This is a genomic window from Hymenobacter cyanobacteriorum (assembly GCF_022631375.1).
In the GTDB taxonomy this organism is placed as follows: Bacteria; Bacteroidota; Bacteroidia; order Cytophagales; family Hymenobacteraceae; genus Hymenobacter; species Hymenobacter cyanobacteriorum.
Genome location: NZ_JALBGC010000007.1, coordinates 109654 through 134586 on the forward strand (window position 1 = coordinate 109654; position 24933 = coordinate 134586).

Below are 24933 nucleotides of genomic sequence, written 5' to 3' on the forward strand. Positions count from 1 at the left end.
GGGTGGCACTGGTAATGCCAGCTTTTCGAGGCGAACCAGGCACTAAGTCCGAAACCAGCCGGCGGCTGCGCGCGCCCGCTCAACCGATTTCATTCCCACTCAACCATTACACGTTTTCACTCATGAGAAAAACTTCTACGCTCGTTCTGGTTGCCGGCCTCGCCGGCGCTTCGCTCAGTGCCCAGGCCCAGATTACGCTCGACGGCGTTATCAATGCCAACGAAATCGGTACTTCGAGCGGCAAATACATTTCGCTGGGCGCGTTCAGCGCGGCGCACAACCCCGCCAGCGGCCCCACGGGCTTCGGCAACGCGGGCCTGCTGCGCATGTACGGCGCCAACAGCAGCACCAAGCTCTACGTGGCGCTGGCGGGCACCATCGAAACCAGCGGCAACAACTTCCAGCTGTACCTCGATTTGCCGAACCGCTCCGGGGTGCCGGTAGGCACGGCGCTGCCGGCTATTGCGGGTAATTCTACCGTGTTCGGCACGTTCCCGGCCGGCAGCATTGGCGGCACCAAGCTGGAGCTGGAGGCCGACGCTGCCATTGCCACCACGGGCACGAATGATGTACACGCGGCCATCTATACCGCCACTACGGGCGTTGCCAAGCCGATGGGCGACGGGCTGGGCGCCCCGGTTACCAGCAACGGCGTGGCCAGCACCCTGCCGGCCTCGTCTACTACCGGGGTGTACAGCCTGTTTGCCGGTACGCGGGTAGCTTACCTGGGCTCGGCCACGGGCCTCAGCGGCAACCCGGGCAACGCCAACGGCGGCGGGGCCGGCTCCTACGCCCTCGAATACGAGTTCAACCGCACCTCGCTGGGCCTGCCCTCGGGCGCATCCATTGTGAAGGTATTCGCGGCCTACGTGAGCGGCGACGCCTACTGGTCGTCGGATATTATTCCGGAAACGGCGGGCAACGGCACGAACTCAGGCGGCCTCAACAACATCGGCTTTACCCCCGATTTCACCGACCAGACCAGATTCCCCGGCACCCAGGCCGCCTCGCTGAACGTGGTGGTGCTGAGCGCCCGCCAGGCCGACGACGCCGTGGTCGCCATGAGCGTGTTTCCAAACCCCGGCCGGGGCGAGGCCACCGTGGCTTACCAGGTATTGGGCGGCAGCCAGCCGGTGGCCGTGCGCGTGCTCGATTTGGTGGGCCGCGAGGTGCGCACCCTGCTCAACGCCCCGCAAGCCGCGGGCTTCCACGAGCTGCGGGCGGGGCTGGATGATTTGGCCGCCGGCATTTATCTGGTGAAGGTGCAGGTGGGCGACAAGGTGGCTACCCGCCGCCTCGAAGTGGCTCGATAGCTTATTAATAAATAGTTGCAGCCACTGCTCCGCGGAGCGGCAGTGCATTTCCCGTCTCTTTTCCCTTTCGCTATGTCCTTTCTCTTTACTCCACGCGCCGCTCGGCGCTTCTTCGGGCTGGCAGCGGCTGCGCTTGGCCTGAGCGCCGCGGCCCAGGCGCAAAACCCAATTAAAGTGCTGTTCGTGGGCAACAGCTTCACGCACGGCCAGTACACGCCGGTGCTGTACTACAATTCCGGCGCCGTGACGGACCTGAACTACAACCTGCCCGCCGGCGACCCGCGCGCCCACGACGCGGGCATGCAGCCGGCTTTTGGGGGCGTGCCCGGCATTTTCAAGAAATTCACCGACCAGGCTGGGCTGAACTACAACGTGCAGATTGAGGCCGTGAGCGGCAAGTCGCTGCAGTTCCATTACACCAGCGCGCTGGCCCCCATCGCGCAGGCGGGCTGGGACAAAGTGGTGCTACAGGAGCAGAGCACCCGTCCCGTACCCGATGCCCGCGGCGGCAGCCGGGCGGCGTTCTACAACTACGCCAACCTGCTCGAGCAGGCCATTCACGCGGCCAGTCCGGCCGCGCAGGTGTACCTCTACGAAACCTGGGGCCGCCCCGACTTCACCTACCCCAGCGGCCAGCCCTACTCGGCGTTCCCCATCGACACGATGACGGCCGACCTGCACAAGGGCTACTACCGCGAGTTTGCTGCCAATGGCCGCTTTGCCGCCGTGGCTTCGGTGGGCGATGCCTGGCTGCGCGCCATCACGACGGGCGTGGCCACCCGCAACCCCTACACGCCCGACCCCGCCAAAGTCAACCTCTGGAACGTCGACTACGTGCACCCCAGCATCACGGGCAGCTACCTGAGCGCGCTGGTGCTGTTTTACCAACTCACCAACGTGGACCCGCGCACCCTAGGGGCCAACGAGCAAGCCGCGGCCGCGTTGGGCATCACGCCCACCCAGGCCGTGGCGCTGCAGGCTGTGGCCTACCAGCAGGTATCGTCGCCCACCAACGCGACGGCCTTCACGCCCGGCAACTTGGCCGTGGTGCGGGTGGGCGACGGCTCGGCCGCGCTGACTTCGGCCGCTACTGCCGAATTTGTGGATGAGTACACGCTGGGCGGCGCGCTGGTGCGCAGCATTGCACTGCCCACCGCCGACAACGGCAACGTGCGTGCCTTCACAAACAGCGGCACGGCGACTTCGGACAACATTACCCGCTCGGCCGATGGCCGCTACCTGCTGCTGACTGGCTACAACGTCGCGCCCGGCACGGCCGGCGTCGTGAGCACCACCAACAGCGGCACCACCAACAACCGCCTAGTGGCGCGCATCGGGGCCGATGGCAGCGTGGACGACAACACCCGCATCAACGACGCCTTTTCGGCTACCAACATCCGCACGGCGGTGAGCACCGATGGCAGCGCGTTTTACGTGTCGGGCGGCAACAGCGGCATCCGCTACGTGCCTTTTGGCAACGCGGGGGCCACGACGGCCTTGAGCGGCGGCACCGTGGTAAACTTCCGCATTCTGGGCATTGCCGGCGGCAACCTCTACGCCACTTCGGCCACCGGCTCCAACTTCGGCCTGAACCAGATTGGTACCGGCCTGCCCACCGCGGCCGGCGCGGCCGTGACGCTGCTGCCGGGCTTCCCCACGGCCACCGGCCCCAGCCCCTACGGCTTTTACTTCGCCGACTTGAGCACGACCGTACCCGGCCTCGACGTGGTGTACGTGACCGACGACGCAGCTACCGGCGGCATCCAGAAGTGGAGCCTCGTGAGCGGTACCTGGACGCTGAATGGCACCATTGGCGGTAGCACCACGGCACTGCTGCGCGGCCTAACGGGCCAGCGCACCGGCGCGGCCGTGCAGCTGATTGCCAGCGGCGGCGGCGGCCTGTATAGCGTGACCGACCAGGCGGGCTACAATGCAGCGCCCAGCACGGCCGCGCTGCCCGCGCCTTTCGTACCGCTGCCAGTCAATACGTCCTTCCGGGGCGTGGCTTTTGCGCCGGTGGCCACGGCGCTGGCTGCCGGCAAGCAGGCCGCCGCGCCCGAAGTAGGCGTGTTTCCGAACCCGGCCGCTGACCTGTTGACGGTGCAACTCGGGGGACTGGCCGGGCCGGTGGGCGCCGTACACGCCACGCTGCTGAACCTGCTGGGCCAGGTAGTAGCCGAGCAGAAGGGCATCGGCAACACTTTCACCTTTAACGTAGCCGATGTGGCCAATGGCGTATACCTGCTGCGCCTGCAAACGGCGGCCGGCGTGAGCAGCCGCCGGGTAGAGGTGCGGCGGTAGCGGCGGGCGGCCCGGGGCGTTGGTATTGGCCAGTACCCCGGGCTGTTCAAGTTATACAGATTCAACTAATTGGCTAAGTGAAAAAATACTCCTTCCATTTATTGCTGCTCCTGTTAGCCGGTCTGGCCGGCGCTAATTCGGCCGCGGCCCAAACCTCGGCAAAGGCTGCTTATAAAGACCCGGCCCAGTACGGCCGCCCCTTCGCCGGTGTGCCCGATGGCCGCGACGCCACCATTTACCAAGTCAACATGCGGGGCTTTAGCCAGGCGGGCAACTTCGCGGCCGTCACGGCCCGGCTCGATTCCATTAAAGCGCTGGGGGTGAATGTGGTGTATCTGATGCCCATTTTCCCGATTGGCAAGCTGCGGGCCGTCGATTCGCCGTTTGCCGTGCGCGACTACACGGCCGTGAACCCCGAGTTTGGCACGCTGGCCGATTTGCGCACGCTGGTGGACGCGGCCCACGCCCGCGGCCTGGCCGTGATGCTGGACTGGGTGGGCAACCACACCAGCTTCGACCACGCCTGGATAACCGAGCACCCCGACTGGTACGTGCACGATGCGGCCGGTAACATCGTGAACCCGATACTCGACTGGAAGGACATTGCCCAACTCAACTGGGCCAAGCCCGAAGTGCACGCCGCCATGCTGCAGGCGCTGCGCTACTGGGTGTTCGCGGCCAATATCGACGGCTACCGCTTCGACTACGCCGACGGTCCGACGCAGGAATTCTTTACGGCCGCAATGGCCAACCTGCGCGCCATTCCGAAGCACAAGCTGCTGCTGCTGGCCGAGGGCGACAAGAAGAAATACTACCTGCAAGGTGGCTTCGACCTGTGCTACGACTTTGGCTTCATGAACGTGCTGAAAGGCGATATCTTCGCAAAGGGTAAAAGCGTCAGGCTCATCGATTCGGTGAATACCGCCAACTACCGCAACGCGCCGGCCAACGCCCGCATGCTGCGCTACACCTCCAACCATGACATCAATGCCTGGGACGGCACGCCCACGCAATTGTTTGGCAACCAGCGCGGGGCCATGGCGGCTTTCGTGGTGGCGGCCTACATGAAAGCCGTGCCCATGGTGTACAACGGCCAGGAGGTGGGCTACGCCGAGCGGGTGCCTTTCATGGGCGCGCGCCGGCCCATCGACTGGACGCCCAACCCGCCGCTCACCCGCGAATACCAGCGCCTGCTGAAATTCCGCAACGGCAGCCCGGCCGTGCGCAACGGCGCGCTGGCCTCGTACAGCACCGACGACATATGTGCTTTCACCAAAACGGCCGGCCGCGAGCAGGTGCTCGTGCTGGCCAACCTGCGCAATGCCACCGTGAACTATCTGGTTCCAAATGCTGTCGGCAGCACGGGCTGGCACAATGCCTTCGATGGGCAGCCCGCCAAACTGGAACACCTCACGCTGCAACCCTATCAGTACCTGGTATTGAAAAAGTAGCTGGCCGGTTCGCCGCGGCTATTTGCTGAGTGGCTAAGAAAGCCGAGTCCCCTTTTGGCCCGCTGCCCAATGATTATTCGCGCCCGGTGCGCTATTTGTACGTTTTTTCATCAATCATTTCCTAAATGTTCGTTCGTCACATTATCGTTAAAAACAGCCTGGCGCTGCTACTAGCCGTGGGCCTGCTGGCCGGCTGCAAAAAAGACTCGCCCACGCCGCCCGACCCCGTGGTGGTGCCGCCGGTTACGACCACGCCCACGCCGCCGCAGTACGGCACGCCCTTCGCCGGGGTGCCCAACCGCGAGGATGCCGTGCTGTACCAGGTGAACATGCGGGCTTTTAGTTCGGGTGCCAATTTTGCGGGCGTCACGGCCCGGCTCGACTCCATTAAGAACCTGGGTGTGAACGTGGTGTACCTGATGCCCATTTACCCGGTGGGCAAAGTGCGGGCCGTGAACTCGCCCTACGCCGTGCAGGACTACCGCGCCGTGAACCCCGAGTTCGGCACCCTCGCCGACCTGCGCACGCTGGTAGATGCCGCGCACGCCCGCGGCCTGAGCGTGATGCTGGACTGGGTGGCCAACCACACCAGCTGGGACAACGCCTGGATAACCGCGCACCCCGACTGGTACCTGCAAAGCGGCGGCACCATCCAGAGCCCGCCCGGCACCAACTACACCGACGTGGCCCAGCTCAACTTCAACAACGCCAGCATGCGCGCCGAGATGATTTCGGCCATGAAGTCGTGGGTGTTCACGGCCAACGTCGACGGCCTGCGCTTTGACTATGCCGATGCCCCCACCATTGCCGCCACCGATTTCTGGAAGCAGGCCGTGGACACGCTGCGCAACGTGAAAACCCACAAGCTGCTGCTGCTGGCCGAGGGGAGCCTCAGCGCCAATTTCGCCTCGGGTTTCGACTATAATTTCGGCTTCAACTTCTACGGCGGCATCTACAACGTGTACCGCAACGGGGCTACCGCTACCGTCTTCGATGGCCTCAACAACAGCGAATATATGGGCGCCAGCGGCACCCAGCAGGTGGTGCGCTACATCACCAACCACGATGTGAACGGCTCGGACGGCACGCCGGTGGGCCTGTTCGGCGGCGACGCGGGCGCGATGTCGGCTTTCGTCATCGCCTCGCTCTACAAAGGCGTGCCCATGGTGTATAATGGCCAGGAAGTGGGCATGACCACGCCCATCACCTTCCCCTTCACCTCGGTGAAAGTGAACTGGAACGGCCATCCCGACGTGACCTACGCCTACCGCCGCCTGCTGAAAGCCCGCGCCGCCAGCGCTGCGCTGCGCCGGGGCACGCCCACTGCCTACAGCACGGCCAACGTATGCGCCTTCACCAAAACGGCTGGCACCGAGCAGGCCTTTGTGCTGGCCAACGTGCGCAACACCGCCACTACCTACACCGTGCCCGCCGCCCTGGCCGGTACCACCTGGACCAATGCCCTCACCGGGGCCTCTACCTCGGTAGGCGCTACCGTAGCGCTGCCCGCCTACGGCTACCTGGTACTGAAGAAATAACGCGCCGGCACTAGCCGCAGCGGCCGTTTCTTTGCCCCCAAAAGCTTCCAACCGGAGGCTCCATCTTCCGACTAATGATAAAATTTCGCTTGTTTCTACTGGCGCTGCTGGCGGGTGGTACTGCCGCCGCGCAGCCCGTTGCGCCGCTCACCGCCCGCCAGGGCAATGTGCGCCTCACCGTGGCGCTTGGCCCCGACGGCCGCCCCACCTATGCCGTGGCTTTTGGCACGAAGCCCGTGGTGAATGCCTCGCGGCTGGGCCTGGCTTTAACGGATGGCAGGGGTTTCGATGGCCCGATGCTGCTGACGGGCAGCGAAACCAAGGACGTGGACGAAACCTGGCAGCCGGTGCTGGGCGAGGTAAAAAACATTCGCAACCACTACCAACAGCTCACGGTGCACCTGCGCCAGGCCGCCGCGCCCGGCCGCCGGCTCGATGTCGTGTTTCGGGTGTTTGCCGATGGCGTGGGCTTTCGCTACGAATTTCCGCGGCAGCCCAGGCTCCAGTATTTTGTGGTGAGTGATGAGCTGACGGAATTTGCCCTGCCCGGCGACCCCAAAGCCTTCTGGATTCCGGGCGACTACGACACCAACGAGTACCCCTACACGGTATCGAAGCTGAGCGAGGTCGACAACTCGGCGCTGGTGAAATCGTCGACCGCCATTGCCGTGCGCGAGGTGCCCGACGCCCAGCTCGTGGCCACGCCGCTGATGCTGAAGGCCAACGACGGCCTCTACGTGAACCTGCACGAGGCCGCGCAGGTCGACTACCCGGCCATGCAACTGCACGTCGACCGGGCCACGCGCCGCCTCACGGCCCGCCTCGTGCCCGATGCCGTGGGCACCAAAGCCTACGTGCATGCCCCCGGCCATACGCCCTGGCGCACCATCATCGTGAGCGACAAAGCCCCCGATATCCTGGCCAGCAAGCTGATTCTGAACCTGAACGAGCCCAGCAAAATCGGCAACACCAGCTGGATTAAGCCCATGAAATTCGTGGGCGTGTGGTGGGAGATGCAGACCGGCAAAACCAACTGGCGCTACGCCGACAGCGCCGACACGCTGAACGCCGCCGGCCAGCTCATTGCCAACGGCCACCACGGCGCCACCACCGCCAACGTGAAACGCTACATCAATTTTGCCGCCGCGCACCACATCCCGGGCGTGCTGGTGGAGGGCTGGAACGAGGGCTGGGAAGACTGGTTTGGCAACTGGAAAGAGCCAGTGTTCGACTTCGTGACGCCTTATCCCGACTTCAATGTGGCCGAAATTCAGCAGTACGCCGCCGGCAAGGGCGTGCAGATGATAATGCACAACGAAACTTCGGGCGCAGCCACCAACTACGAGCAACACCTCGACACCGCTTATAGCTTTATGAACCGCTACGGCTACCCAGCCGTGAAAACCGGCTACGTGGGCCGCATCATTCCGCGCGGCGAGCACCACGACGGCCAGTGGATGAGCAACCACTACGTGCGCGTGGCCGAAACTGCCGCCAAGCACCACGTCACGGTGGATATGCACGAGTCGGTGCGGCCCACCGGCCTTTCGCGCACCTACCCCAACTGGGTGGCCAGCGAGGCCGGCCGCGGCAACGAGTACAACGCCTTCACGCCCGAAGGCAACGCGCCCGAACACGAAACCATCATGCCTTTCACCCGCTTCATGGGCGGTCCGATGGACTACACGCCCGGGATTTTCAAGCTGAAAGACTACGTGGCCGGACACCCCGAGCGCCAGGTGCGCACCACGCTGGCCAAACAGCTGGCCCTGTACGTGGTGCTCTACTCGCCCCTGCAAATGGCCGCCGACCTGCCCGAAAACTACACCGCCCACCCCGATGCCTTCAAGTTCATCGAAGACGTGGCCGTGGACTGGGACGACACCCGTGTGCTCGAAGCCGAGCCCGGCGAGTACATCAGCACGGCCCGGCTGGAGAAGGGCGGTGAGCGGTGGTTTCTCGGCGCCATCACCAACGCCAACCGCCGCACCGCTACCCTCAACCTAAGTTTTCTGCCCAGGGGCCGCCGCTACACCGCCACCCTGTATGCCGACGCGCCCGGCGCCGACTGGAAAACCAACCCCGAAGCCTACCGCATCAGCACCCAGACCGTATCGGCTGGCACCACGCTGCGCGTGCCGCTGGCCCCCGGCGGTGGCTGCGCCATCAGCTTGGTTCCGGCGAAGTAAATTCTGCCGCGCTATAACGCAAACGGTCGGCTGCTTCCTTCGAAGCGGCCGGCCGTTTTGGTTTTCGAAACAGTGGTTATTCGCGCATCACGTGGCCCTTTTCTAAGCTCACGGCCGTGCGCACTTGCAGCAGGTACATGCCGCCGTGCACGGCCCCCAGGTCGAGGGGCTGGCTGTTACCCTGCGGATTAGGGTTCGACACCACAGGCCGGCTCAGGGTATCGAACAGCGGCAGCTTGACGGGGTGGTGGTAGCCGGTCAGCAGCACGTTTAGGCGGCCGTCGGGTGTGGGTTGGGCACGATGCTCAACGTAGTGCCACTTTAAAAAAAAAGATATTTTGCCTGAATACGCTATTCGACGGGGCCGGCATCGCGGTCGCGCACGGCTGCCGGCCCGAAACCTGACCGCAACAGCACGTACAGCCCCGCTACCGGCAGCGGACTTACAATAAAATCGAGCAATCGGCGGCTGAGACGGTAGGCCCACTGGACGTTACCGGCCAGCTTGGCCAGTATAGTAATCAGCACGTATAACACCAGGCCCAAGGCATAAATCCGGAGTGCAACGCGCCACTGCGCCGCCGACAGCACGAGGCGCAGCAGCAGCAGGCACGTTAGCAGGTACAGTGCGGCGTAAGTTGCTACCGCCGGCAGTGGGCGCTTGGCAATGCCGCCATCGAGCCCCTGTTGCAGGTGCTGCGCAAGCTGGTTCAGGCCGGCTGCCCCCAGCAGCTTCGGCCAGGCGGCTATCAGCCAAATGGTGATTTGCTCGCTATATATTCCAAGCAGCAGCAAAACCGTCAGCAGTAGGAGCAGTTGCAGCCAGAAAAAAAAGCGCAGCCGTTGGGATGCTGGTAAGGCAAAAAGCTCGGGCACGAGGCAGAAAGAACGGCGCTACAGTTAGCGAGTGAACAGGGCTACTCCACCGGGCGTGGCCATGCGCCGAGCCCAAAGCATCCAGAGCCCGAAAATGCAGCTATACACCACAAAGGTGAATGTGTAGTGGTGGTTGAAGTCAACCGTTTGGTGCGAGTAGTGGTGGTTGATGGCGAGCGCGGACACGCGCAGCACGTTCAGCAACCAGATAAGCAGCACCCCCGCCGGAATGAACCAGGCCTTGTGCCTCCACGGCCCCGGAAAAGCCAGCACAAATCCAGCAAACAAAGCGTAGAGCACCAGGCCGTTGCAAGGCGCCCCCACAATCACCGACTGTGTCCCGGCCATGAGCACCAAGGCTGGGATATGCGCATCGATTGTGGCCGGGAAACCCAAAACATGCAGCACGGCGGTGGCGCTGTCTGCAATGTTCTGGCACAAAGCAACATCGAGCCGGCCGTCGGGGCCCAGCCACCGCTCGTAGCCAAAAAACCAAACCAGATACATGGCTGCCGCTACAAGCAAAAACCGGTACAGTAACCGGTTGCCGGCAGGGGTAGTAACAGGAGGCTGCATGCGTCGAACAAAAGAGAAGCAAGGAAACAACCGCAGCGGCTCTCGTTATCACAAAAGAGCCGTTGCCCGAATGTAATTGTGCTAGAGCCGCTGTCGGCTAGGCGCGTTTCCGCCGGTCGCGCAGTTTTTTGAGCCCGTAAGCCACGCCGCTGGCCAACAGCAGCGAAGCGCCACCATCCAGCGGAACAGCCGTTGGGCTGGTTGGGGCAGGGCCACCATCAGCAGGTGTTTGGGCCAGAACGGTTCCGCCAACAGCTACCAACACAACAAACGCCGGCAGCAAACGAGTGAGGAAAAATGATTTCATGCAGGAGTGGGTGAAAAACGGGGTGATGGCTGAGGCGCTGAACCGAGCGTTACAACTGCTAAATGTAAATAATTTCTACCAAAAACAATGCAAAGCCACCAGCGCCAACCCGGCTTGCGGTGCGTTTCGGCAAAGCGGCCGGGCAATGCCGCGACCTGAGGCGTACGGCCGGCAGCCGGGATTGGTTTTGGCTGGCAACTGGCCGGCCCGGGCGCGGAAGAGGCTGCAGGCAGCACTCTTGCCCCCGTTCTTAGCCTGGCAATCAAAAAAAGGGATGCTGGATTGGCCCCCGGCAAAGCCCCGCTTACGGGATGGTGGCTACCTTGCGGCGGCTGTTTCGCCCGCTTTTGTTTTGCCTTATGCTTCCTGCTTCCGACGCCTCTGCTTCGCCGGCCGAGCCCCTCGATTACCATCCCCTCATCCGCCAGGTATTTGCCGAGATGGGCAAGGTAGTGGTGGGCCAGCAGCAACTGCTCGGCCGGCTGCTCATTGGCTTGTTTACGGGAGGGCACATTCTGCTCGAAGGGGTGCCCGGCCTGGCCAAAACCCTTACCATCTCGACGCTGGCCAAGGTGCTGCACCTGCACTTCCAGCGGGTGCAGTTCACGCCCGACCTGCTGCCGTCGGACCTGGTGGGGACCATGATTTACAACCAGAACCAGTCGGTGTTTGAGGTGAAGAAGGGGCCGATATTCGCCAACCTTGTGCTAGCCGACGAAATCAACCGTTCGCCGGCCAAGGTGCAGAGCGCCCTGCTCGAAGCCATGCAGGAGCGGCAGGTTACCATTGGCGAAACGACCTATCCGCTCGATTTGCCTTTTCTGGTGCTGGCCACCCAAAACCCCGTGGAGCAGGAAGGCACTTACCCGCTGCCCGAAGCCCAGGTCGACCGCTTCATGCTGAAAGTGCACGTCGATTACCTCAAAAAGGCCGACGAGCTGGAGGTGATGCGCCGCATGGCCAACCTCAGCTTTGTGGAGGACGTGCAGCCGATTCTGACCAAAAACGACATCTTCGGCATTCGCCAGCAAATCAATCAGGTGCAGATTTCCGACACACTGGAGAAATACCTGATTGAGTTGGTGTTTGCCACCCGCCGCCCGGCCGACTACGACCTGCCCGAGTTTGCCCACGCCGTGCAGTTCGGAGCCAGCCCGCGGGCCAGCATTGCCCTGCACCGCGCCGCCAAGGCCGTGGCCTACCTCGACGGCCGCGACTACGTGCTGCCCGAAGACGTGAAGGACGTGGCCGCCGATGTGCTCAACCACCGCATTCTGCTTACCTACGAAGCCGAAGCCGACGGTATTCGGACGCAGGATTTGATTGAGGCCATCCTGCGCAAAGTGCCCATTAGCTAAGCTGCAACCAGCCCGGCAATATGCCAAAAAGGCTGCCCCGATGCCGGGGCAGCCTTTTTTAGGTGCGGGTGCGCAAGGTGCTACTCTACTACCACGCGCTTCACCACCAGGTCGTTGCCCGATTGCAGGGTGAGGGTGTATATGCCGGCCGCGAGGCGGCTTACGTCGAAGTCGGTGCTGCCGCCGGCGGCGGGCAGGTTCAGCAGGCGCGTGGCTACCGGCTGGCCCAGGGCATTGCGCAGGGTGGCCGTAGCCGCCCGCAGGCTGCCGGCGGTGACGCTCACGGTGAAGCGTTGATGGGCCGGGTTGGGCGCAACCGACACGGCCGCGGCCAGCGTGGCGTTGCGGGTGGCAGTGGCCACCGCGATGCGAAGGTTGTCGATGCCCAGGTCGTCGTCGCCAAAATCGGAGGTGGCCTGAAAGCGGATAACCGTGGTGGCCGAGTTGCCGGGAAGAGTTGCGCTGTAGGTGGCAAAGGCTGGCGCAGTGTTCAGGGTGAGGACCGGGGCGGCGGTGAAGGTAGTGCCGCCGTTGGTGCTCACCAGTACTTCCAGCTTATCGGTTCCGGTGGGATTTATGTAATCGAACGTCAGCGTTTTGGCGCCGCTGCCGCTTAGGTTTGCATACAAGTCGAGCTTGCCTTGTGCCCCGCTTGCCGAGCCGTAGGTGTGGAAGCGCGCGGAGTGGGCCCCCGCGCTGAAAGCAACCGCATAGGGCGGCGCGGTTCCGGTTTCCTCGTCTTCGTAGCTCCAGTTGGCCGCGGCAAAGCCATCGTCTTCGCGCCGCCACGAGCTATTGCCCGTAGTAGGGGTATTGCGCCAGTTGAGGGTGGGCACATCGCGGGTCGAAGTGGCCGTAGCCCAAGGGCCCTCAAAGCTTTCCGCGTAGGGCAGGGCCACGTAGGCCGGCGCCGCCAGCGGAGCCGCCCCGGTTAGGCAGATGGTGAAGGCACCCTGCGCATCGGACGAGCCGTAGCCCGATACCATTATGTAATAGGTGGTGCTTGGCGTGAGCGACGACACGCTCAGGGTGCCGGCACCGGTATTGAAATCCGGCCCGGCACCGCAACCCACTTCGGTGAACGGCCCCGCGCTGCTGGCACCCGAAAACAGGCGTAGCTGCCCGGCCGGCGCCCCGGTGGTCTGAATGTTGACAAAGGTGCTGCCCGGGCCGGTAGCAGCCGTGGTGAACTTAAACCAAACATCCTTGGGATTAATGGCCACGCCACAGCCGGGGTTGGCGTAGCCGGTTGGGGCAGTGGTGGTCGCGCCGATGTTTGAGGCGGTGGTGGGGCTGCAGGTGGTGGCCACGGGCAGCGCGATGGCCCCGCTGGGTTCGTCGTTGGTGATGGCGACCACGGGGCCGGCGGCGAAGCGGTAGGTGCGGCCTGCATCGGGCCGCACAGTGCCCCGGTAGTTGAAAAAGGAAATGCCGTCGTAGTAGCCCGTGATGAAGGACGCGCTGCCCCAAGGGTCGCGCGAGGCCGCTTTGGCGGCCAGCAGGGTTTGCCCGTTGGTAGCGCTGGCCCCCTTAATGCCCACCACGGCAAAGCGGTAGTCGTCGGGGTTGGGGCCCTGCGTGGCAGGGCCATACACGAACTCAATGGTGTTGCTGGTCTCGTAGAGCCTGACCTGAAAGCTCATAGAGGTGTACTGCAGGTCATACTCCAACGTTTTGTCGGCCACGTTTTTCCACTGAATGGTGCACACGCGGTTGGGGCTGGTGCCAGTGGTGGCTACGCGGTACTCGGTGCCGCCGGTTGCCGAGCCGGCCGCCAAGTCGAAGTTGAATGGGGCCAGGATGTTGACGTCGGCCGCGTTGGGGCTGTAAATGGGGTCGACTTGCGGAGCCGTCGGCGCTTCCGGCAAAAACAGGTCGGCGGCCGATGGGGCCGTGGCGCCCAGCTTGATAAACCCGTTCGTATTCAGCACGAACTGCGTGAAAGCCGTGCCGCTGAACGTGAACGTGAAGCCGATGGGCTGGGCCGCCGAGTTGGCATCATCGGTATTGGCCGTGGCAATGGCCGTGCCCGTAGTGCCCAGGTCGGTATAGGTGCCGGCCTGGCTGATGGCATTGGCCGGGTAATAGTTGATTTGAGCCTGGGCGGCGAAGGATAACAGCGCAATCGGCAGCAATCGCCCGGCACGTTTGAGCCGACGGGGTAAGGATGTACTCATAGAAAAGAGCAGGGGAAAAGTAGGGGTGTAAAAGCCAAAGCGTAGGTCGTTTTGCAGCGAATCCGTAACCAGCCGCTGGATGGAAACCGGCAGCCTAAAGGCCCGCATGGGTTGCTAAAGTACAACCGGTACGGCTGACATAATCGGGCTTGTTTGCGAAATAGGGGCTGAAAATCAGCTAGTGCGCTGCCGTAGCCACTCCCAGCAGCGTGGCTGCGTTGGCGGCTGCATCGCAGCCAGGCACGGGCACGAAGGTGCGCGGCGGCTCATCCGGGCGCGGGGCCAGGCCGTGGGTGTAGGTCTTGTCGTAGTAGTCGAGCACCAGCTCCACCATCAGTGGGAAGTCGGCGGCGGCCACGGCGGCCAGGGCCTGCTGGGTGGCCAGGCCGCCCAGGCGCTTGCGCAGCCGCTCGATGGCCTCGGCCAGCAACTGCGGGTCTTCGGCTCCGTACTCGGCGGCCAGCTTGGCCACGCGGGCGGCGCGGGGCACTTCCAGCACAAAGCGCGGGGCCGCCTGCAACTGGGCAAACAGCCCGGGCGGAATGGTGAGCCGGCCAATCTGCCGGCTTTCGTCTTCTACCCAAATGGGCGCATCGGTGGGCAGCCAGGCCAGGGCGGCGGCCAGGTTGTTCTCAAACTGCTCCTGCGTGGGCTGGGCCGGCTGCCCAATGCTGCCAAAAGCCGAGCCCTTGTGGTGGGCCAGTCCCTCCAGGTCGAGCACAAACTCGCCGCCCGCAGCCAGCTGGTGCAGCACGTCGGTTTTGCCGCTGCCGGTGAGGCCGCCCAGCACCCGCCACTGCCGCGGCTGGGCAAACGAGGCCAGCACCGCCCGGCGGTAGTCCTTGTAGCCGTGGTCGAGCAGGTGGACTTTGAAGCCGGCCAGCTCCAGCAGCCACAGCACCGCGCCGCTGCGCATGCCGCCGCGCCAGCAGTGCAGGCGCACTTCCTTGCCCGGCGCCAGCTTCTGGGCCAGCTTCACCATGCCCGACATCTTTGGCCCGAAAAATTCCAGCCCCAGGTGCACGGCCCGGTCCTGGCTCACCTGCTTGTAGGTGGTGCCAATGCGGGCCCGCTCTTCATCGGTGAACAGCGGCAGGTTGAGTGCGCCCGGCACGTGGCCCTGCGCAAACTCGATGGGCGCGCGCACATCCAGAATGGGGTAGGGGAGGGCGTCGAACTCGGAAAGGGCGTGGCGGGGCATGAGAGACAATGTGCAATGAGCAATGAACAATGAGCAGTTTGTCGGAATCGCTCAGAAAGTAAGGGCGCTGAAATGAATCAGCCAGAGGGTTAGGCTTTAAGCTGCCGCCGGTAGAGCTGCACCGTGTTTTCGAGGCCCAGGTACAGGGCATCGCATACCAGGGCGTGGCCGATGCTCACTTCGGCCAGCTCGGGCAGCTGCTGGTGCAGCCAGGCCAGGTTGTCGAGGTCGAGGTCGTGGCCGGCGTTCACGCCCAGGCCCAGCTGGCCGGCGCGGGCGGCCGTGGCGCGGTAGGGGGCCACGGCGGCTTCGCGGTCGGCGAGGTAGTGCACGGTGTAGGCTTCGGTGTAGAGCTCGATGCGGTCGGTGCCGGTGCTGGCGGCGGCTTCTACGAGGTTCACGTCGGGGTCGAGAAAAATGCTCACGCGGCAGCCGAACGACTTCAGTTCGGCCACCACTTCGCGCAGAAACTGCTGGTGCGTCACCACGTCCCAGCCCGCGTTGGAGGTGATGGCGTCGGGCGCGTCGGGCACCAGCGTCACCTGTTCGGGGCGCACCTCGCGGCACAGGGCCACGAAATCGGGCGTGGGGTTGCCCTCCACGTTCAGCTCGGTGGTCACAATGTGCTTGAGGTCGCGCACGTCCTGGTAGCGGATGTGGCGCTCGTCGGGGCGCGGGTGCACCGTAATGCCTTCGGCCCCGAAGCGCTCGATGTCGCGCGCGGCCTGCAGAATATCGGGGCGGTTGTGGCCCCGGGCGTTGCGCAGGGTGGCCAGTTTGTTGATGTTGACGCTGAGCTTGGTCATGGAATGTGAGGGAAGAGGGTAGGAGCGGGCACGGACCGTTTGTCATCCTGCCGGCTGGTTGCCGTAGCTTCGGGGCGAAATTACGTCTGGTGCCACCGTTGGGCGCGGCCGGCCGTATTTCCCTCGTTCAACCCGCGCTAACCCGCCCAATACCTCCCTCCATGCTCAAAAACACCATCGACGCCGCCATCAAGCAGGCCATGCTCGCCAAGGATAAGGTGCGCCTCACCGCCCTGCGCAGCATCAAATCGCAAATTATGCTGGCCGAAACCGCCGAGGGCGCCAGCGAAGCCGGCCTCACGCCCGAAGCCGAGCTCAAGCTCCTCAACAAAGCCGCCAAACAGCGCCGCGACGCCGCCGCTATCTATAAAGAACAATTCCGCTCCGACCTCGAGGAAACCGAACTCGCCGAGTTGGCCATCATCGAAGAATTCCTGCCCGCCCAGCTCACCGAAGCCGATTTGGTCGAAAAGCTGGTGCACATCATCCAGCGCGTGGGCGCCACCGGGCCTTCCGACTTGGGCAAAGTAATGGGCGTAGCCGCCCGCGAGCTCTCCGGCCAGGCCGACGGCAAGCGCATCTCCGACGTGCTAGGCCACCTGCTGAATAACACGAATTTGTAAGTTGAACGGGTGGATTGTTGAATGGGTAGATTGTTGAATTGCTGAATGGGTTCATTCGTCCAGCTATGCAATTCAACAGTCCACCCATTCAACAATCCACCCGTTCACCCATTCAACAACATGACTGCCCTCGACATCCTGCTGCTCCTCCCGCTCGGCATCGGGGCCGTGAAGGGCTATCGGCGTGGGCTGGTGCTGGAAGTGGTGTCATTGCTAGCCTTCGTGCTGGCCGCGATTGGGGGCCTGAGTCTGCTTTCGGCGGCTGTGCCGCTGGTGCGGCAGTACGTGGGCGACGCGTTTGGCCTGCTGCCGCTGCTCTCGTTTGCGCTGGTGTTTGTGGCCATTATGTGGGGCGTGCACCTGCTGGGCGGCCTGCTGAAAACCGCCGTGCACCTCACCCCTCTGGGAGTACTCGATAACTTGCTGGGCGGCGCCGCCGGCGTCATCAAGTGGATTCTCGGCCTGAGCCTGCTGCTGTATGGCACCCGGCTGGCGGGCCTGCACCTGCTCTCGCCAGGGCTGGTGGCTGGCTCGCAGGTTCTGCCCATTGTGCAGCAGGCCACCCCGCTGGCCTTGCAAATCACCGGCTACGTGCTACCCTTCGCCCAGGACCTGCTGGTGCGGATGAAAACGGCCTTCGTGAAAGGGTGAGTGTTGAGGGTTGAATGTTGAGTTAAACATGCCCGAACTCTCTCACTTAACTCAACATTCAACCCTCAACACTCACCCCTTCTAACGTGCGCCTGCTGCTGCTCGACAACTTCGATTCCTTCACTTTCACACTGGCCGACTACCTGCACCAGCTGGGGGCCGAAGTAACCGTGCGCCGCAACGACGTACCCCTGGCCGACCTGCACGTGCTCGAATACGACGGCGTGGTGCTCTCGCCCGGCCCCGGCACGCCCGCCGCGGCCGGCGTGATGCCCTCCCTCATTGCCGCCTACCACCAAACCGTGCCCATGCTGGGCGTGTGCCTGGGCCACCAGGCGCTGGGCGAATTTTTCGGGGCTGCCGTGGTGCGGGCCGCCCGGCCCATGCACGGCAAAGTGGGCCGCATGCGCTGCACCGTGGCCGACCCGCTATTCGCCGGCCTGCCCCCGGAGCAGAACATCACGCGCTACCACTCGCTCATTGTCAGCGAGCCATTGCCGGCCGCGCTGTTGGCGCTGGCCCACACCACCGGCCCGACGCCCGAGCTCATGGCCCTGCGCCACCGCACGCTGCCGCTCTACGGCGTGCAGTTCCACCCCGAAGCCCTGCTCACGCCGCACGGGCTGGCCATACTAGGCAATTGGCTGCGTTGTTGTATCATTGCCTAAACCGCGTGGGTTGGTTGCCGGTTGCAGCTTTTGCCTCTCCCGAGGCCAACTTCTCCCAACCAACACCTGCAAAAGAAGAACGAGATGGAATTGCGCCGCCAGCAACAGCACGGGTACGAATATGTGGACGAGGGCCAGGGCCCCATTTTGCTGCTGCTGCATGGCCTGTTCGGGGCTCTAAGCAACTGGGAGGATGTCGTACATGAATTCTCCCCCAACCACCGCGTCATCATTCCGCTGCTGCCCGTGTATGACATGCCCCTCACCCAAGCCGGCGTGCCCGGGCTGGTGGCATACGTCGAAGGCTTTGTGCAGGCGCTGGCCTTGCCGGGCCAATTCGCGGTGCTGGGCAACTCGCTCGGCGGCCACATTGCGCTGGTCTACACGCTCAAGAACCCGGCGCGCGTTAGTAGCCTCGTGCTCACCGGCAGCAGCGGCCTGTTCGAAGACAGCATGGGCGGCTCTTTCCCCAAGCGCGGCAATTACGCCTACGTGCAGGAGCGCGTCGGCTACACCTTCTACGACCCCAACGTGGCCACCAAGGAGCTGATTGACGAAGTCTTCAACGTCACCAACTCCAACCCCAAATGCCTGCGCATCATTGCCATCGCCCGCTCGGCCCAGCGCCACAACCTCAGCAAGGAGCTGGCCAGAATCACCGTGCCCGTGCTGCTGGTGTGGGGCCTGAACGACACCATTACCCCGCCGCCGGTCGCCCACGAATTCTTTCGCTTGCTGCCCCACGCCGAACTGCGCTTCCTCGACCACTGCGGCCACGCCCCCATGATGGAGCGCCCCGCCGCTTTCAATGTGTATTTGCGCGGTTTCCTGCATCGGGTCGAAGCCACTTCGGCCGTCACTGCCTAAACGGCACGTATCCTTTTGGCGGCCCGATTGTTGTTCGCCCAAACCTGCGGCCGCTTATCTTGCCAGTTGTCTCCCCAATCGCGTCCACTTTACCGTTATTCCGTTTTATGATATGATGCTTCGGCAATTCATCATTTATAATTCCTAACTCATCATTCCCGAGAATATGCCCGCCCTGCTCGCCGAAGACTTACTCAACGAGATGATTCCGCCCCTGAAGGGCACCGATTCGGCGGGCAAAGCAGCGCGCTGGCTCGATGAATTCCACGTGGCCCAACTGCCCGTGCTCGACCAGCGCCGCTATCGCGGCCTCGTCACCGAAGCCGACCTGGCCGATTTCGACGACCCCGAAAAACCGCTTTCCGAGCTGGCCCTGGGCTTCGCCGATGCCTACGTGCGCCCCGACCAACACTTCTACCGTGTGATGGAACTGGCCATCGAAAACAAGATTCAGCTCGTGCCCGTGGTCGACGAGCGCCACGAGTACGCCGGCGTCGTCACCATTGCCGATGCGCTGGCGGCTTTCGGCCAGCAACCCTCCGGCGGCCAGGGGGGGCAGGGCGGCATCATCGTGCTCAGCATGGAGGAGCGCGACTACTCGCTCACCCAAATCAGCCGCTACGTCGAGGAAAACAACGCCAAAATCATCAGCGCCATCGTGGCCCAGGATGAAGTCGACCCCTACCGCATTCGCCTCACCCTCAAGCTCAATACCGACAACCTGGCCCGCATCACCGCCACCCTCGAGCGGTTTGGCTACGTCGTCACGGCCCAGTTCAGCGGCACCGCCGTGGCCAACGAAGACGAGCAAGACCGGTTCGACGCCCTGCTGCGCTACCTGAACGTCTGATAGCGGGTGCTCGGGTTTCTGTTGTTTTTATTGCAGGTATTAACGCCCGTTTCGGCTCCGGCCGATACGCTACCGCGCACCTTGCGCCCGGTTGTAGCCCCCGCCGATACGCTGGTGCGCGTGCTGCCCTGCCCCGGCACTGCGCGCGCCGCCGTGGGCCGCGTGGTGTTCGCCGGCAATGCCATTACCCGGGAGCGCATCCTGCGGGCCGAGCTCGACTTCAGAGAGGGCGACACCCTGGCCTTGGCCGACCTGCCCGCCCGCCTCGAAGCCAACCGTCGCCGCCTGTTCAACCTGCAGCTCTTCCACGCTGTGGTAGCACAGGCCAGCTGCTCGGGCGGCAGGTGGTTTATTGTATTCGGGGTGCAGGAGCGCATCTATACCTTTCCCGTCCCCATCCTCTCGCTCGCCGACCGCAACCTGCGCTCCTGGCTCAACCGCTCCGACCGCTGGCGCCGCCTCGACTACGGCCTGCACCTCACCCGCGCCAACTTTCGCGGCCGCAACGAGCAGCTTATTGCCAACCTGCAATTGGGTTTCAATCGCAAATACGAGCTGTTCTACGAAGTGCCCGGGCTGGGCCGCTACCGCCGCCTGGGTTTCGGCGTGGGCGCCTCCTACTACCAAAGCCACGCCCTCGACTACCGTACTCTGGATGACCGCCTCATCCCCTTGCGGGCCGATGACAATTTCCCCATTCAGCGCTTCTACGCCACGGCTGGCCTGCGCTTCCGCCACACCGTGCAGTTCCGCACCGCTTTCGACGTCTCCTACCACCGCGAGCAAATCAGCGACTCTGTCAACTACTACAATCCCAATTACTTTCTCGGCCGCACCCAACGCGAGTTCCTGGATTTTACTATCAGCCACACCCGCAACCAGCGCAACACCTTTGCCTACCCGCTCACCGGCCAGTATGCCCAGGTCAGCCTCACGCACCGCGTTTTCCTCGACCGCACCACGCCCGCCGTCACCACGCTGCGCGCCACCTACTCCCGCTACCTGTCCCTCGGGCACCAGTTCTACTACAGCCTCGGCCTCACCGGCCAGGCTCGCCTCGCCCGCGCCCTCGGCTACCCCGACACCCGCGCCTTGGGCTACGACGACCTCGTGCGTGGCTATGATGAGTACGTCATCGACGGCCGCCACTACGGCCTCCTGCAGCAGGGCCTCTCGTACCGCCTCTTCGCACCGAAAACTATTCGGCTCGGCTCCATCGATAATCCCAAAGTCAATACCATCCCCATCGCGCTCTACGGCAATATCTTTGCCGATGCCGGCTATGTCGTCGCCTCCGCCACTATTCCCCAAAACCGCCTTCCCAATCATTTCCTGCGCGCCGTGGGCGTCGGTCTGCACCTCGTCACGTATTACGACCGGGTTTTCACCGCCGAATACACCCTCAACGGTCTGGGCCAAACGGGTTATTTTTTTCGGGCCGAGTTCCCGATTTAAGCCCGCCCGGCTCGCCCATTCGGTTATGATTTTGTTACCGAATTTTCCTGCGGCCTCCGTTTCCCGCTATTCTTTCTCTGCATGAAAATCGCCATCCTCGGCAAGCCTTTCGACGACGAAGCCGCCCCGGCCATCCAGGCGCTGCTCGACGACCTCATTGCCCGGCGCGCCGAAGTGCTCATCGGCGAGTCTTTCCGCACCTTCCTCGACAACCGCCTGCGCCTGCCCGAAGGCACCACCAGTTTCCGCCGTGGCGATTCGCTGCGCGGCGTGCAGTACGTGCTCAGCATCGGCGGCGACGGCACCCTACTCGACACAGTTACCTACGTCGGCAGCCTGCAAATCCCCATTCTGGGCATCCATACCGGCCGCCTCGGCTTCCTGGCCACCATCACCCCCGACCGCATCGCCCAGGCGATTGATGCCCTCTACAAAGGCCATTTCAACATCGAAGAGCGCAGCCTCATTCGCGTAGACACCGACCCCGATGTTTTCGGCAGCCTCAATTTCGGCCTCAACGAGTTCAGCGTCCTCAAGCGCGACACCTCGTCCATGATTGTGGTGCATACCTACATCGACGGCGAATACCTTAATTCCTACTGGGCCGATGGGCTCGTCGTAGCCACGCCCACCGGCTCTACCGGGTATTCGCTCAGCTGCGGCGGCCCGGTTATGCTGCCCCAGACAAACAATTTTATCATCGCTCCCGTATGCCCCCACAATCTGAATGTGCGGCCCCTCGTCGTGTCGGACCAAAGCGTGATATCCTTCGAAATTGAAGGCCGTAGTACCAGCTACATGCTGGCCCTCGATTCCCGCTCTCTGCCCGTCGAAGCCTCCGTTCAGATAGCCGTTCGTCGTGAAAACTTCAACGCCCGTCTAGTAAAACTGAATCACGTTAACTTCCTGACCACCTTGCGCAGCAAACTCAATTGGGGCCTCGACCGGCGCAATCCGGCGGGTATCCAAGTGTAGCCTGCGAAGTTTTTTCTTGAAAAAATCGTGGAAAGTTTTTTTAGTTCCCGCCATAGCCTACTTTTGTGACCGTCTGAAACTGCGCATTCATTGCCCACGCCTCGCACCACCTACTCTGTATCATCACTTTCGTTGCCTTATGAAAAATATTTTCACCTATTCCACCGCGTTTGTACTCGGTTTGGCCTTGGTGGCCTCACCTGAGGCAGATGCGCAGCAATTCAGCAAGCGGAAGCAGTACAACTCGGTTGGCTTCAGTCTGAATGCTATGAACTATTTCGGTGACGTGACGCCGGTTACCAATTTCAGCAGCTTCCGCTTCGGAGCCACCCGTCTGGGTGCTGGTGTTTCCATTACGCGTCGTTTCTATCCCCGTTTGTCAGGTCGTTTCGGCCTCACTTATGGCCGCATCACCGGTAGCGATGCTCTAGCCGCCGACCCGAATGACCCTGACGCCCGTTTCCGTTACAACCGGAACATGACGTTCCGTAACGACATTTTCGAAGCTTCCGCTGTAGCAGTTGTTGACCTGATTGAAAACCGCAACAACTACCTCAAGCGTCCGGACTTTGTTCCCTACGTGTTTGCAGGTATTGCCGGCTTTTACCACAACCCCCAAGGTTTGGTAGGCGACAACACCCAAGGGCTGGCTTCTGGTACTTATGTGAACTTGGCTGATGTCAGAACCGAAGGCCAGGCTACCGGCTATAGCAAGACCCAGCTTTCGATTCCATTTGGTGGTGGTATCCGCTACCGCATCAACCGTAATTTCGACGCAAGCCTCGAAATCGGCTGGCGTAAAACATTTACCGACTACATCGACGACGTAGGTGGTAAGTATGCTCCTAAGGCATCCCTTACTACTGCTGCTCAAAAGTACTTTGGCAATGAAATCACGAGAAGCCAAACGGGTGATTTCGCTGGATTTACTGGCGGCGCAGCCGGTGGCACCCAGCGTGGCGATGTGGGCAATAAAACCGACTGGTACATCGTTACGGGCGTAACGCTGAACTACATCCTGACGCCCCGTATCAAGAATCCCAAATTCCGCTAATCGGCGGAATCTGGCTGATGCGGTTCACTTTTTCGGTCAGCAATTAGCCTAAATGACGAATTCGACTTTTCGAAAGACGCTCCTCGCTTGCTTCGTGCAGGCGGGGAGTGTGCTTTTTATAGCCTCTGCTCAGGCCCAGAACACCAGCGAAGTAGGTGTTGGCTTAGGAGCTACCAACTACCGGGGAGAACTATCACCCAGCTATCAATTCCAGAACAATCGCCCGGCCATCACCGCCTTTTATCGCAGGGATGTGTCAGTACCCATCACGTTGCGTGGTGGGCTGACTGCTGGTTTGCTCCGGGCCGATGACGGCAACGTGAGTGGCGTCAATGGCACCATTCCGCCTCTGCAAGCCTATCGCCAGGCCAATACCAAGGGCGGGCTGGTAGAAGCCTCGGCGGTAGTGGAATATAATTTCCTGGATTTCCACAAGCGAACCGACAAAGTGCATTTTACGCCTTACTTGTTTGGGGGCTTGGCTATTTTCTACGCCAATACCACCACCGTAAGCAATGCTGGCTTAGGCAGCCTGAATCGGCAGGGTTCAATGATAGGCTTTGCCATTCCGGTTGGGGTAGGTGCCAAGCTGGCACTTTCGACCCATTGGAATCTGGGAATGGAAATTGGGGCCCGGAAAGCTTTAACCGACCAATTAGACCATCTCGGCGACCAGTCAGCCTTTTTAGTAAATCCGCACGACCAAGATTGGTACTACTATAATGGCCTGAGTTTGTCGTACACGTTCTATAAAATCAACTGCCCGGATTCTTACAAGAAGAATAAGAAATTGCTGAAGTAGTAGCGGCTTCTAGTACAAGGGGTATGTAAGAAGTGGATTTCCGGTGGTCGTTGATTATTGGCATGCGCTGAGGTCCGTCGGTATGCAACCATTTCCGTAACTTGCGGGCTCTTTTAGCGAAACCGCAAAAATGACCGGCAAGGCCGAAATCGACACGCGTAATATTCCGGCTCACGTGGCTGTCATCATGGATGGCAACGGGCGATGGGCCAAACAGCGGGGTGGCCTGCGAGTGTTCGGGCACCAGAGTGCCATCACGGCCGTGCGCGAAACCGTGGAGGAAGCTGCCGAACTAGGTGTACGCTTTCTGACACTCTATGCTTTCTCGACAGAAAACTGGAATCGGCCTGCGCTCGAGGTAATGGCGCTGATGCAGTTGCTGGTGCATACAATTCGTCAGGAAACGCCTACGCTGCTTAAAAACAGCATTAAGCTGCAATCCATTGGTGACATCAGCACGCTACCTGCCAGTTGCCAGCGCGAGTTAGCGGAAGCCAAGGAACTGACCAAAGGGGGCACCCGCATGACTTTGGTTCTGGCCTTGAGCTATAGCGGCCGCTGGGACTTGACGCAGGCCGCCCAGCGGTTGGCCCGCGATGTGGCGGCCGGCCACATGCAACCAAGCGACGTGAACGAAGCCTCTCTCTCAGGCTACCTGTCCACGGCAGGTATTCCCGACCCAGAACTGCTCATCCGGACCAGCGGAGAGCAACGCATTAGTAATTTTTTGTTGTGGCAACTGGCTTATACCGAGTTATATATTACTGATTTGCTGTGGCCGGATTTCCGTCGGCAGCATTTTCAGGAAGCTATTCGGGCTTATCAGCGTCGGGAGCGGCGCTTTGGCAAAACCAGCGAGCAACTCGCAGTGTCTTAAATCTTTGTAATGTTTATT

Annotated in this window: 23 protein-coding genes; 16 read left to right on the plus strand and 7 right to left on the minus strand. The window is 62.2% G+C overall.

The window, feature by feature from the left end; all coding sequences use genetic code 11:
- The first annotated feature begins 122 nt into the window (after window positions 1-122).
- From MON38_RS21470 to MON38_RS21490, 5 genes are all read left to right on the plus strand, one after another.
- Window positions 123-1313 (plus strand): T9SS type A sorting domain-containing protein, encoded by a 1191-nt coding sequence (locus tag MON38_RS21470; protein ID WP_241938212.1) that lies wholly within the window; start codon window positions 123-125, stop codon window positions 1311-1313.
- A 72-nt stretch (window positions 1314-1385) separates the two neighbouring features.
- Window positions 1386-3614 carry a T9SS type A sorting domain-containing protein gene (locus tag MON38_RS21475; protein WP_241938213.1) on the plus strand — a complete coding sequence of 743 codons (2229 nt, stop codon included), beginning with the start codon at window positions 1386-1388 and terminating at the stop codon, window positions 3612-3614.
- Between the two features lie 101 nt (window positions 3615-3715).
- Window positions 3716-5065, plus strand: coding sequence for an alpha-amylase family glycosyl hydrolase (locus MON38_RS21480; RefSeq protein WP_241938214.1), 1350 nt, complete (start codon window positions 3716-3718; stop codon window positions 5063-5065).
- Window positions 5066-5190: 125 nt separating this feature from the next.
- Window positions 5191-6603, plus strand: coding sequence for an alpha-amylase family glycosyl hydrolase (locus MON38_RS21485; protein WP_241938215.1), 1413 nt, complete (start codon window positions 5191-5193; stop codon window positions 6601-6603).
- Window positions 6604-6677: 74 nt separating this feature from the next.
- On the plus strand, window positions 6678-8792 hold the full coding sequence (locus MON38_RS21490) for a glycoside hydrolase family 97 protein (RefSeq protein WP_241938216.1): 2115 nt from the start codon (window positions 6678-6680) through the stop codon (window positions 8790-8792).
- Between the two features lie 76 nt (window positions 8793-8868).
- On the opposite strand, the gene MON38_RS21495 is transcribed toward MON38_RS21490, so the two are convergent.
- The 4 genes from MON38_RS21495 to MON38_RS21510 all read right to left on the minus strand — a co-directional run bounded on the left by MON38_RS21495 (window position 8869) and on the right by MON38_RS21510 (window position 10551).
- Window positions 8869-9060: a hypothetical protein gene (locus MON38_RS21495; RefSeq protein WP_241938217.1), complete on the minus strand. Its 192-nt coding sequence runs from the start codon at window positions 9058-9060 to the stop codon at window positions 8869-8871.
- Window positions 9061-9143: 83 nt separating this feature from the next.
- Window positions 9144-9668, minus strand: coding sequence for an XrtX-associated membrane protein (locus MON38_RS21500; protein ID WP_241938218.1), 525 nt, complete (start codon window positions 9666-9668; stop codon window positions 9144-9146).
- 24 nt (window positions 9669-9692) lie between these two features.
- The gene (gene xrtX, locus MON38_RS21505) at window positions 9693-10244 is read right to left on the minus strand and encodes an exosortase X (RefSeq protein ID WP_241938219.1); all 552 of its coding nucleotides are present in this window, start codon (window positions 10242-10244) and stop codon (window positions 9693-9695) included.
- Between the two features lie 97 nt (window positions 10245-10341).
- Window positions 10342-10551 carry a PID-CTERM protein-sorting domain-containing protein gene (locus MON38_RS21510; protein WP_241938220.1) on the minus strand — a complete coding sequence of 70 codons (210 nt, stop codon included), beginning with the start codon at window positions 10549-10551 and terminating at the stop codon, window positions 10342-10344.
- 359 nt (window positions 10552-10910) lie between these two features.
- Here MON38_RS21510 and MON38_RS21515 point away from each other — a divergent pair, with 359 nt between their 5' ends.
- Window positions 10911-11909, plus strand: a complete 999-nt coding sequence (locus MON38_RS21515) for an AAA family ATPase (RefSeq protein WP_241938221.1) — start codon at window positions 10911-10913, stop codon at window positions 11907-11909.
- Window positions 11910-11989: 80 nt separating this feature from the next.
- Here the strand turns inward: MON38_RS21515 and MON38_RS21520 are convergent, their stop codons facing one another.
- From MON38_RS21520 to MON38_RS21530, 3 genes are all read right to left on the minus strand, one after another.
- Complete coding sequence (locus tag MON38_RS21520) at window positions 11990-14086, minus strand: T9SS type A sorting domain-containing protein (RefSeq protein WP_241938222.1); 2097 nt, start codon at window positions 14084-14086, stop codon at window positions 11990-11992.
- A 178-nt stretch (window positions 14087-14264) separates the two neighbouring features.
- Window positions 14265-15287 (minus strand): tRNA 2-selenouridine(34) synthase MnmH, encoded by a 1023-nt coding sequence (gene mnmH, locus MON38_RS21525; protein WP_241938223.1) that lies wholly within the window; start codon window positions 15285-15287, stop codon window positions 14265-14267.
- A gap of 89 nt (window positions 15288-15376) precedes the next feature.
- The gene (locus tag MON38_RS21530; RefSeq protein WP_241938224.1) at window positions 15377-16093 is read right to left on the minus strand and encodes a pyridoxine 5'-phosphate synthase; all 717 of its coding nucleotides are present in this window, start codon (window positions 16091-16093) and stop codon (window positions 15377-15379) included.
- Window positions 16094-16254: 161 nt separating this feature from the next.
- Here MON38_RS21530 and MON38_RS21535 point away from each other — a divergent pair, with 161 nt between their 5' ends.
- From MON38_RS21535 to MON38_RS21580, 10 genes are all read left to right on the plus strand, one after another.
- Complete coding sequence (locus MON38_RS21535) at window positions 16255-16716, plus strand: GatB/YqeY domain-containing protein (protein WP_241938225.1); 462 nt, start codon at window positions 16255-16257, stop codon at window positions 16714-16716.
- A gap of 120 nt (window positions 16717-16836) precedes the next feature.
- Entirely contained in the window at window positions 16837-17367 is a 531-nt protein-coding gene (locus tag MON38_RS21540) for a CvpA family protein (protein WP_241938226.1), read from the plus strand.
- 86 nt (window positions 17368-17453) lie between these two features.
- Entirely contained in the window at window positions 17454-18035 is a 582-nt protein-coding gene (locus tag MON38_RS21545; RefSeq protein ID WP_241938227.1) for an anthranilate synthase component II, read from the plus strand.
- A gap of 84 nt (window positions 18036-18119) precedes the next feature.
- Window positions 18120-18902: an alpha/beta fold hydrolase gene (locus MON38_RS21550; RefSeq protein WP_241938342.1), complete on the plus strand. Its 783-nt coding sequence runs from the start codon at window positions 18120-18122 to the stop codon at window positions 18900-18902.
- 166 nt (window positions 18903-19068) lie between these two features.
- On the plus strand, window positions 19069-19752 hold the full coding sequence (locus tag MON38_RS21555) for a CBS domain-containing protein (protein WP_241938228.1): 684 nt from the start codon (window positions 19069-19071) through the stop codon (window positions 19750-19752).
- 30 nt (window positions 19753-19782) lie between these two features.
- Window positions 19783-21207 carry a BamA/TamA family outer membrane protein gene (locus MON38_RS21560; RefSeq protein WP_241938229.1) on the plus strand — a complete coding sequence of 475 codons (1425 nt, stop codon included), beginning with the start codon at window positions 19783-19785 and terminating at the stop codon, window positions 21205-21207.
- 81 nt (window positions 21208-21288) lie between these two features.
- Window positions 21289-22182 carry an NAD kinase gene (locus MON38_RS21565; protein WP_241938230.1) on the plus strand — a complete coding sequence of 298 codons (894 nt, stop codon included), beginning with the start codon at window positions 21289-21291 and terminating at the stop codon, window positions 22180-22182.
- Window positions 22183-22321: 139 nt separating this feature from the next.
- The gene (locus MON38_RS21570; RefSeq protein WP_241938231.1) at window positions 22322-23236 is read left to right on the plus strand and encodes a DUF6089 family protein; all 915 of its coding nucleotides are present in this window, start codon (window positions 22322-22324) and stop codon (window positions 23234-23236) included.
- Between the two features lie 52 nt (window positions 23237-23288).
- A complete protein-coding gene (porG, locus tag MON38_RS21575; RefSeq protein ID WP_241938232.1) occupies window positions 23289-24038 on the plus strand; it encodes a type IX secretion system protein PorG in 750 nt (249 codons plus the stop codon).
- Window positions 24039-24168: 130 nt separating this feature from the next.
- Window positions 24169-24915 carry an isoprenyl transferase gene (locus tag MON38_RS21580; protein ID WP_241938233.1) on the plus strand — a complete coding sequence of 249 codons (747 nt, stop codon included), beginning with the start codon at window positions 24169-24171 and terminating at the stop codon, window positions 24913-24915.
- The last annotated feature ends 18 nt before the right edge of the window (window positions 24916-24933 follow it).

Coding starts and splice junctions, on each gene's coding strand:
- MON38_RS21470 (WP_241938212.1), top strand. CDS start 123: ATGAGAAAAACTTCTACGCTCGTTCTGGTTGCCGGCCTCGCCGGCGCT.
- MON38_RS21475 (WP_241938213.1), top strand. CDS start 1,386: ATGTCCTTTCTCTTTACTCCACGCGCCGCTCGGCGCTTCTTCGGGCTG.
- MON38_RS21485 (WP_241938215.1), top strand. CDS start 5,191: ATGTTCGTTCGTCACATTATCGTTAAAAACAGCCTGGCGCTGCTACTA.
- MON38_RS21490 (WP_241938216.1), top strand. CDS start 6,678: ATGATAAAATTTCGCTTGTTTCTACTGGCGCTGCTGGCGGGTGGTACT.
- xrtX (WP_241938219.1), bottom strand. CDS start 10,244: ATGCAGCCTCCTGTTACTACCCCTGCCGGCAACCGGTTACTGTACCGG.
- MON38_RS21510 (WP_241938220.1), bottom strand. CDS start 10,551: ATGAAATCATTTTTCCTCACTCGTTTGCTGCCGGCGTTTGTTGTGTTG.
- MON38_RS21515 (WP_241938221.1), top strand. CDS start 10,911: ATGCTTCCTGCTTCCGACGCCTCTGCTTCGCCGGCCGAGCCCCTCGAT.
- MON38_RS21520 (WP_241938222.1), bottom strand. CDS start 14,086: ATGAGTACATCCTTACCCCGTCGGCTCAAACGTGCCGGGCGATTGCTG.
- mnmH (WP_241938223.1), bottom strand. CDS start 15,287: ATGCCCCGCCACGCCCTTTCCGAGTTCGACGCCCTCCCCTACCCCATT.
- MON38_RS21530 (WP_241938224.1), bottom strand. CDS start 16,093: ATGACCAAGCTCAGCGTCAACATCAACAAACTGGCCACCCTGCGCAAC.
- MON38_RS21535 (WP_241938225.1), top strand. CDS start 16,255: ATGCTCAAAAACACCATCGACGCCGCCATCAAGCAGGCCATGCTCGCC.
- MON38_RS21540 (WP_241938226.1), top strand. CDS start 16,837: ATGACTGCCCTCGACATCCTGCTGCTCCTCCCGCTCGGCATCGGGGCC.
- MON38_RS21550 (WP_241938342.1), top strand. CDS start 18,120: ATGGAATTGCGCCGCCAGCAACAGCACGGGTACGAATATGTGGACGAG.
- MON38_RS21555 (WP_241938228.1), top strand. CDS start 19,069: ATGCCCGCCCTGCTCGCCGAAGACTTACTCAACGAGATGATTCCGCCC.
- MON38_RS21565 (WP_241938230.1), top strand. CDS start 21,289: ATGAAAATCGCCATCCTCGGCAAGCCTTTCGACGACGAAGCCGCCCCG.
- MON38_RS21570 (WP_241938231.1), top strand. CDS start 22,322: ATGAAAAATATTTTCACCTATTCCACCGCGTTTGTACTCGGTTTGGCC.
- porG (WP_241938232.1), top strand. CDS start 23,289: ATGACGAATTCGACTTTTCGAAAGACGCTCCTCGCTTGCTTCGTGCAG.
- MON38_RS21580 (WP_241938233.1), top strand. CDS start 24,169: ATGACCGGCAAGGCCGAAATCGACACGCGTAATATTCCGGCTCACGTG.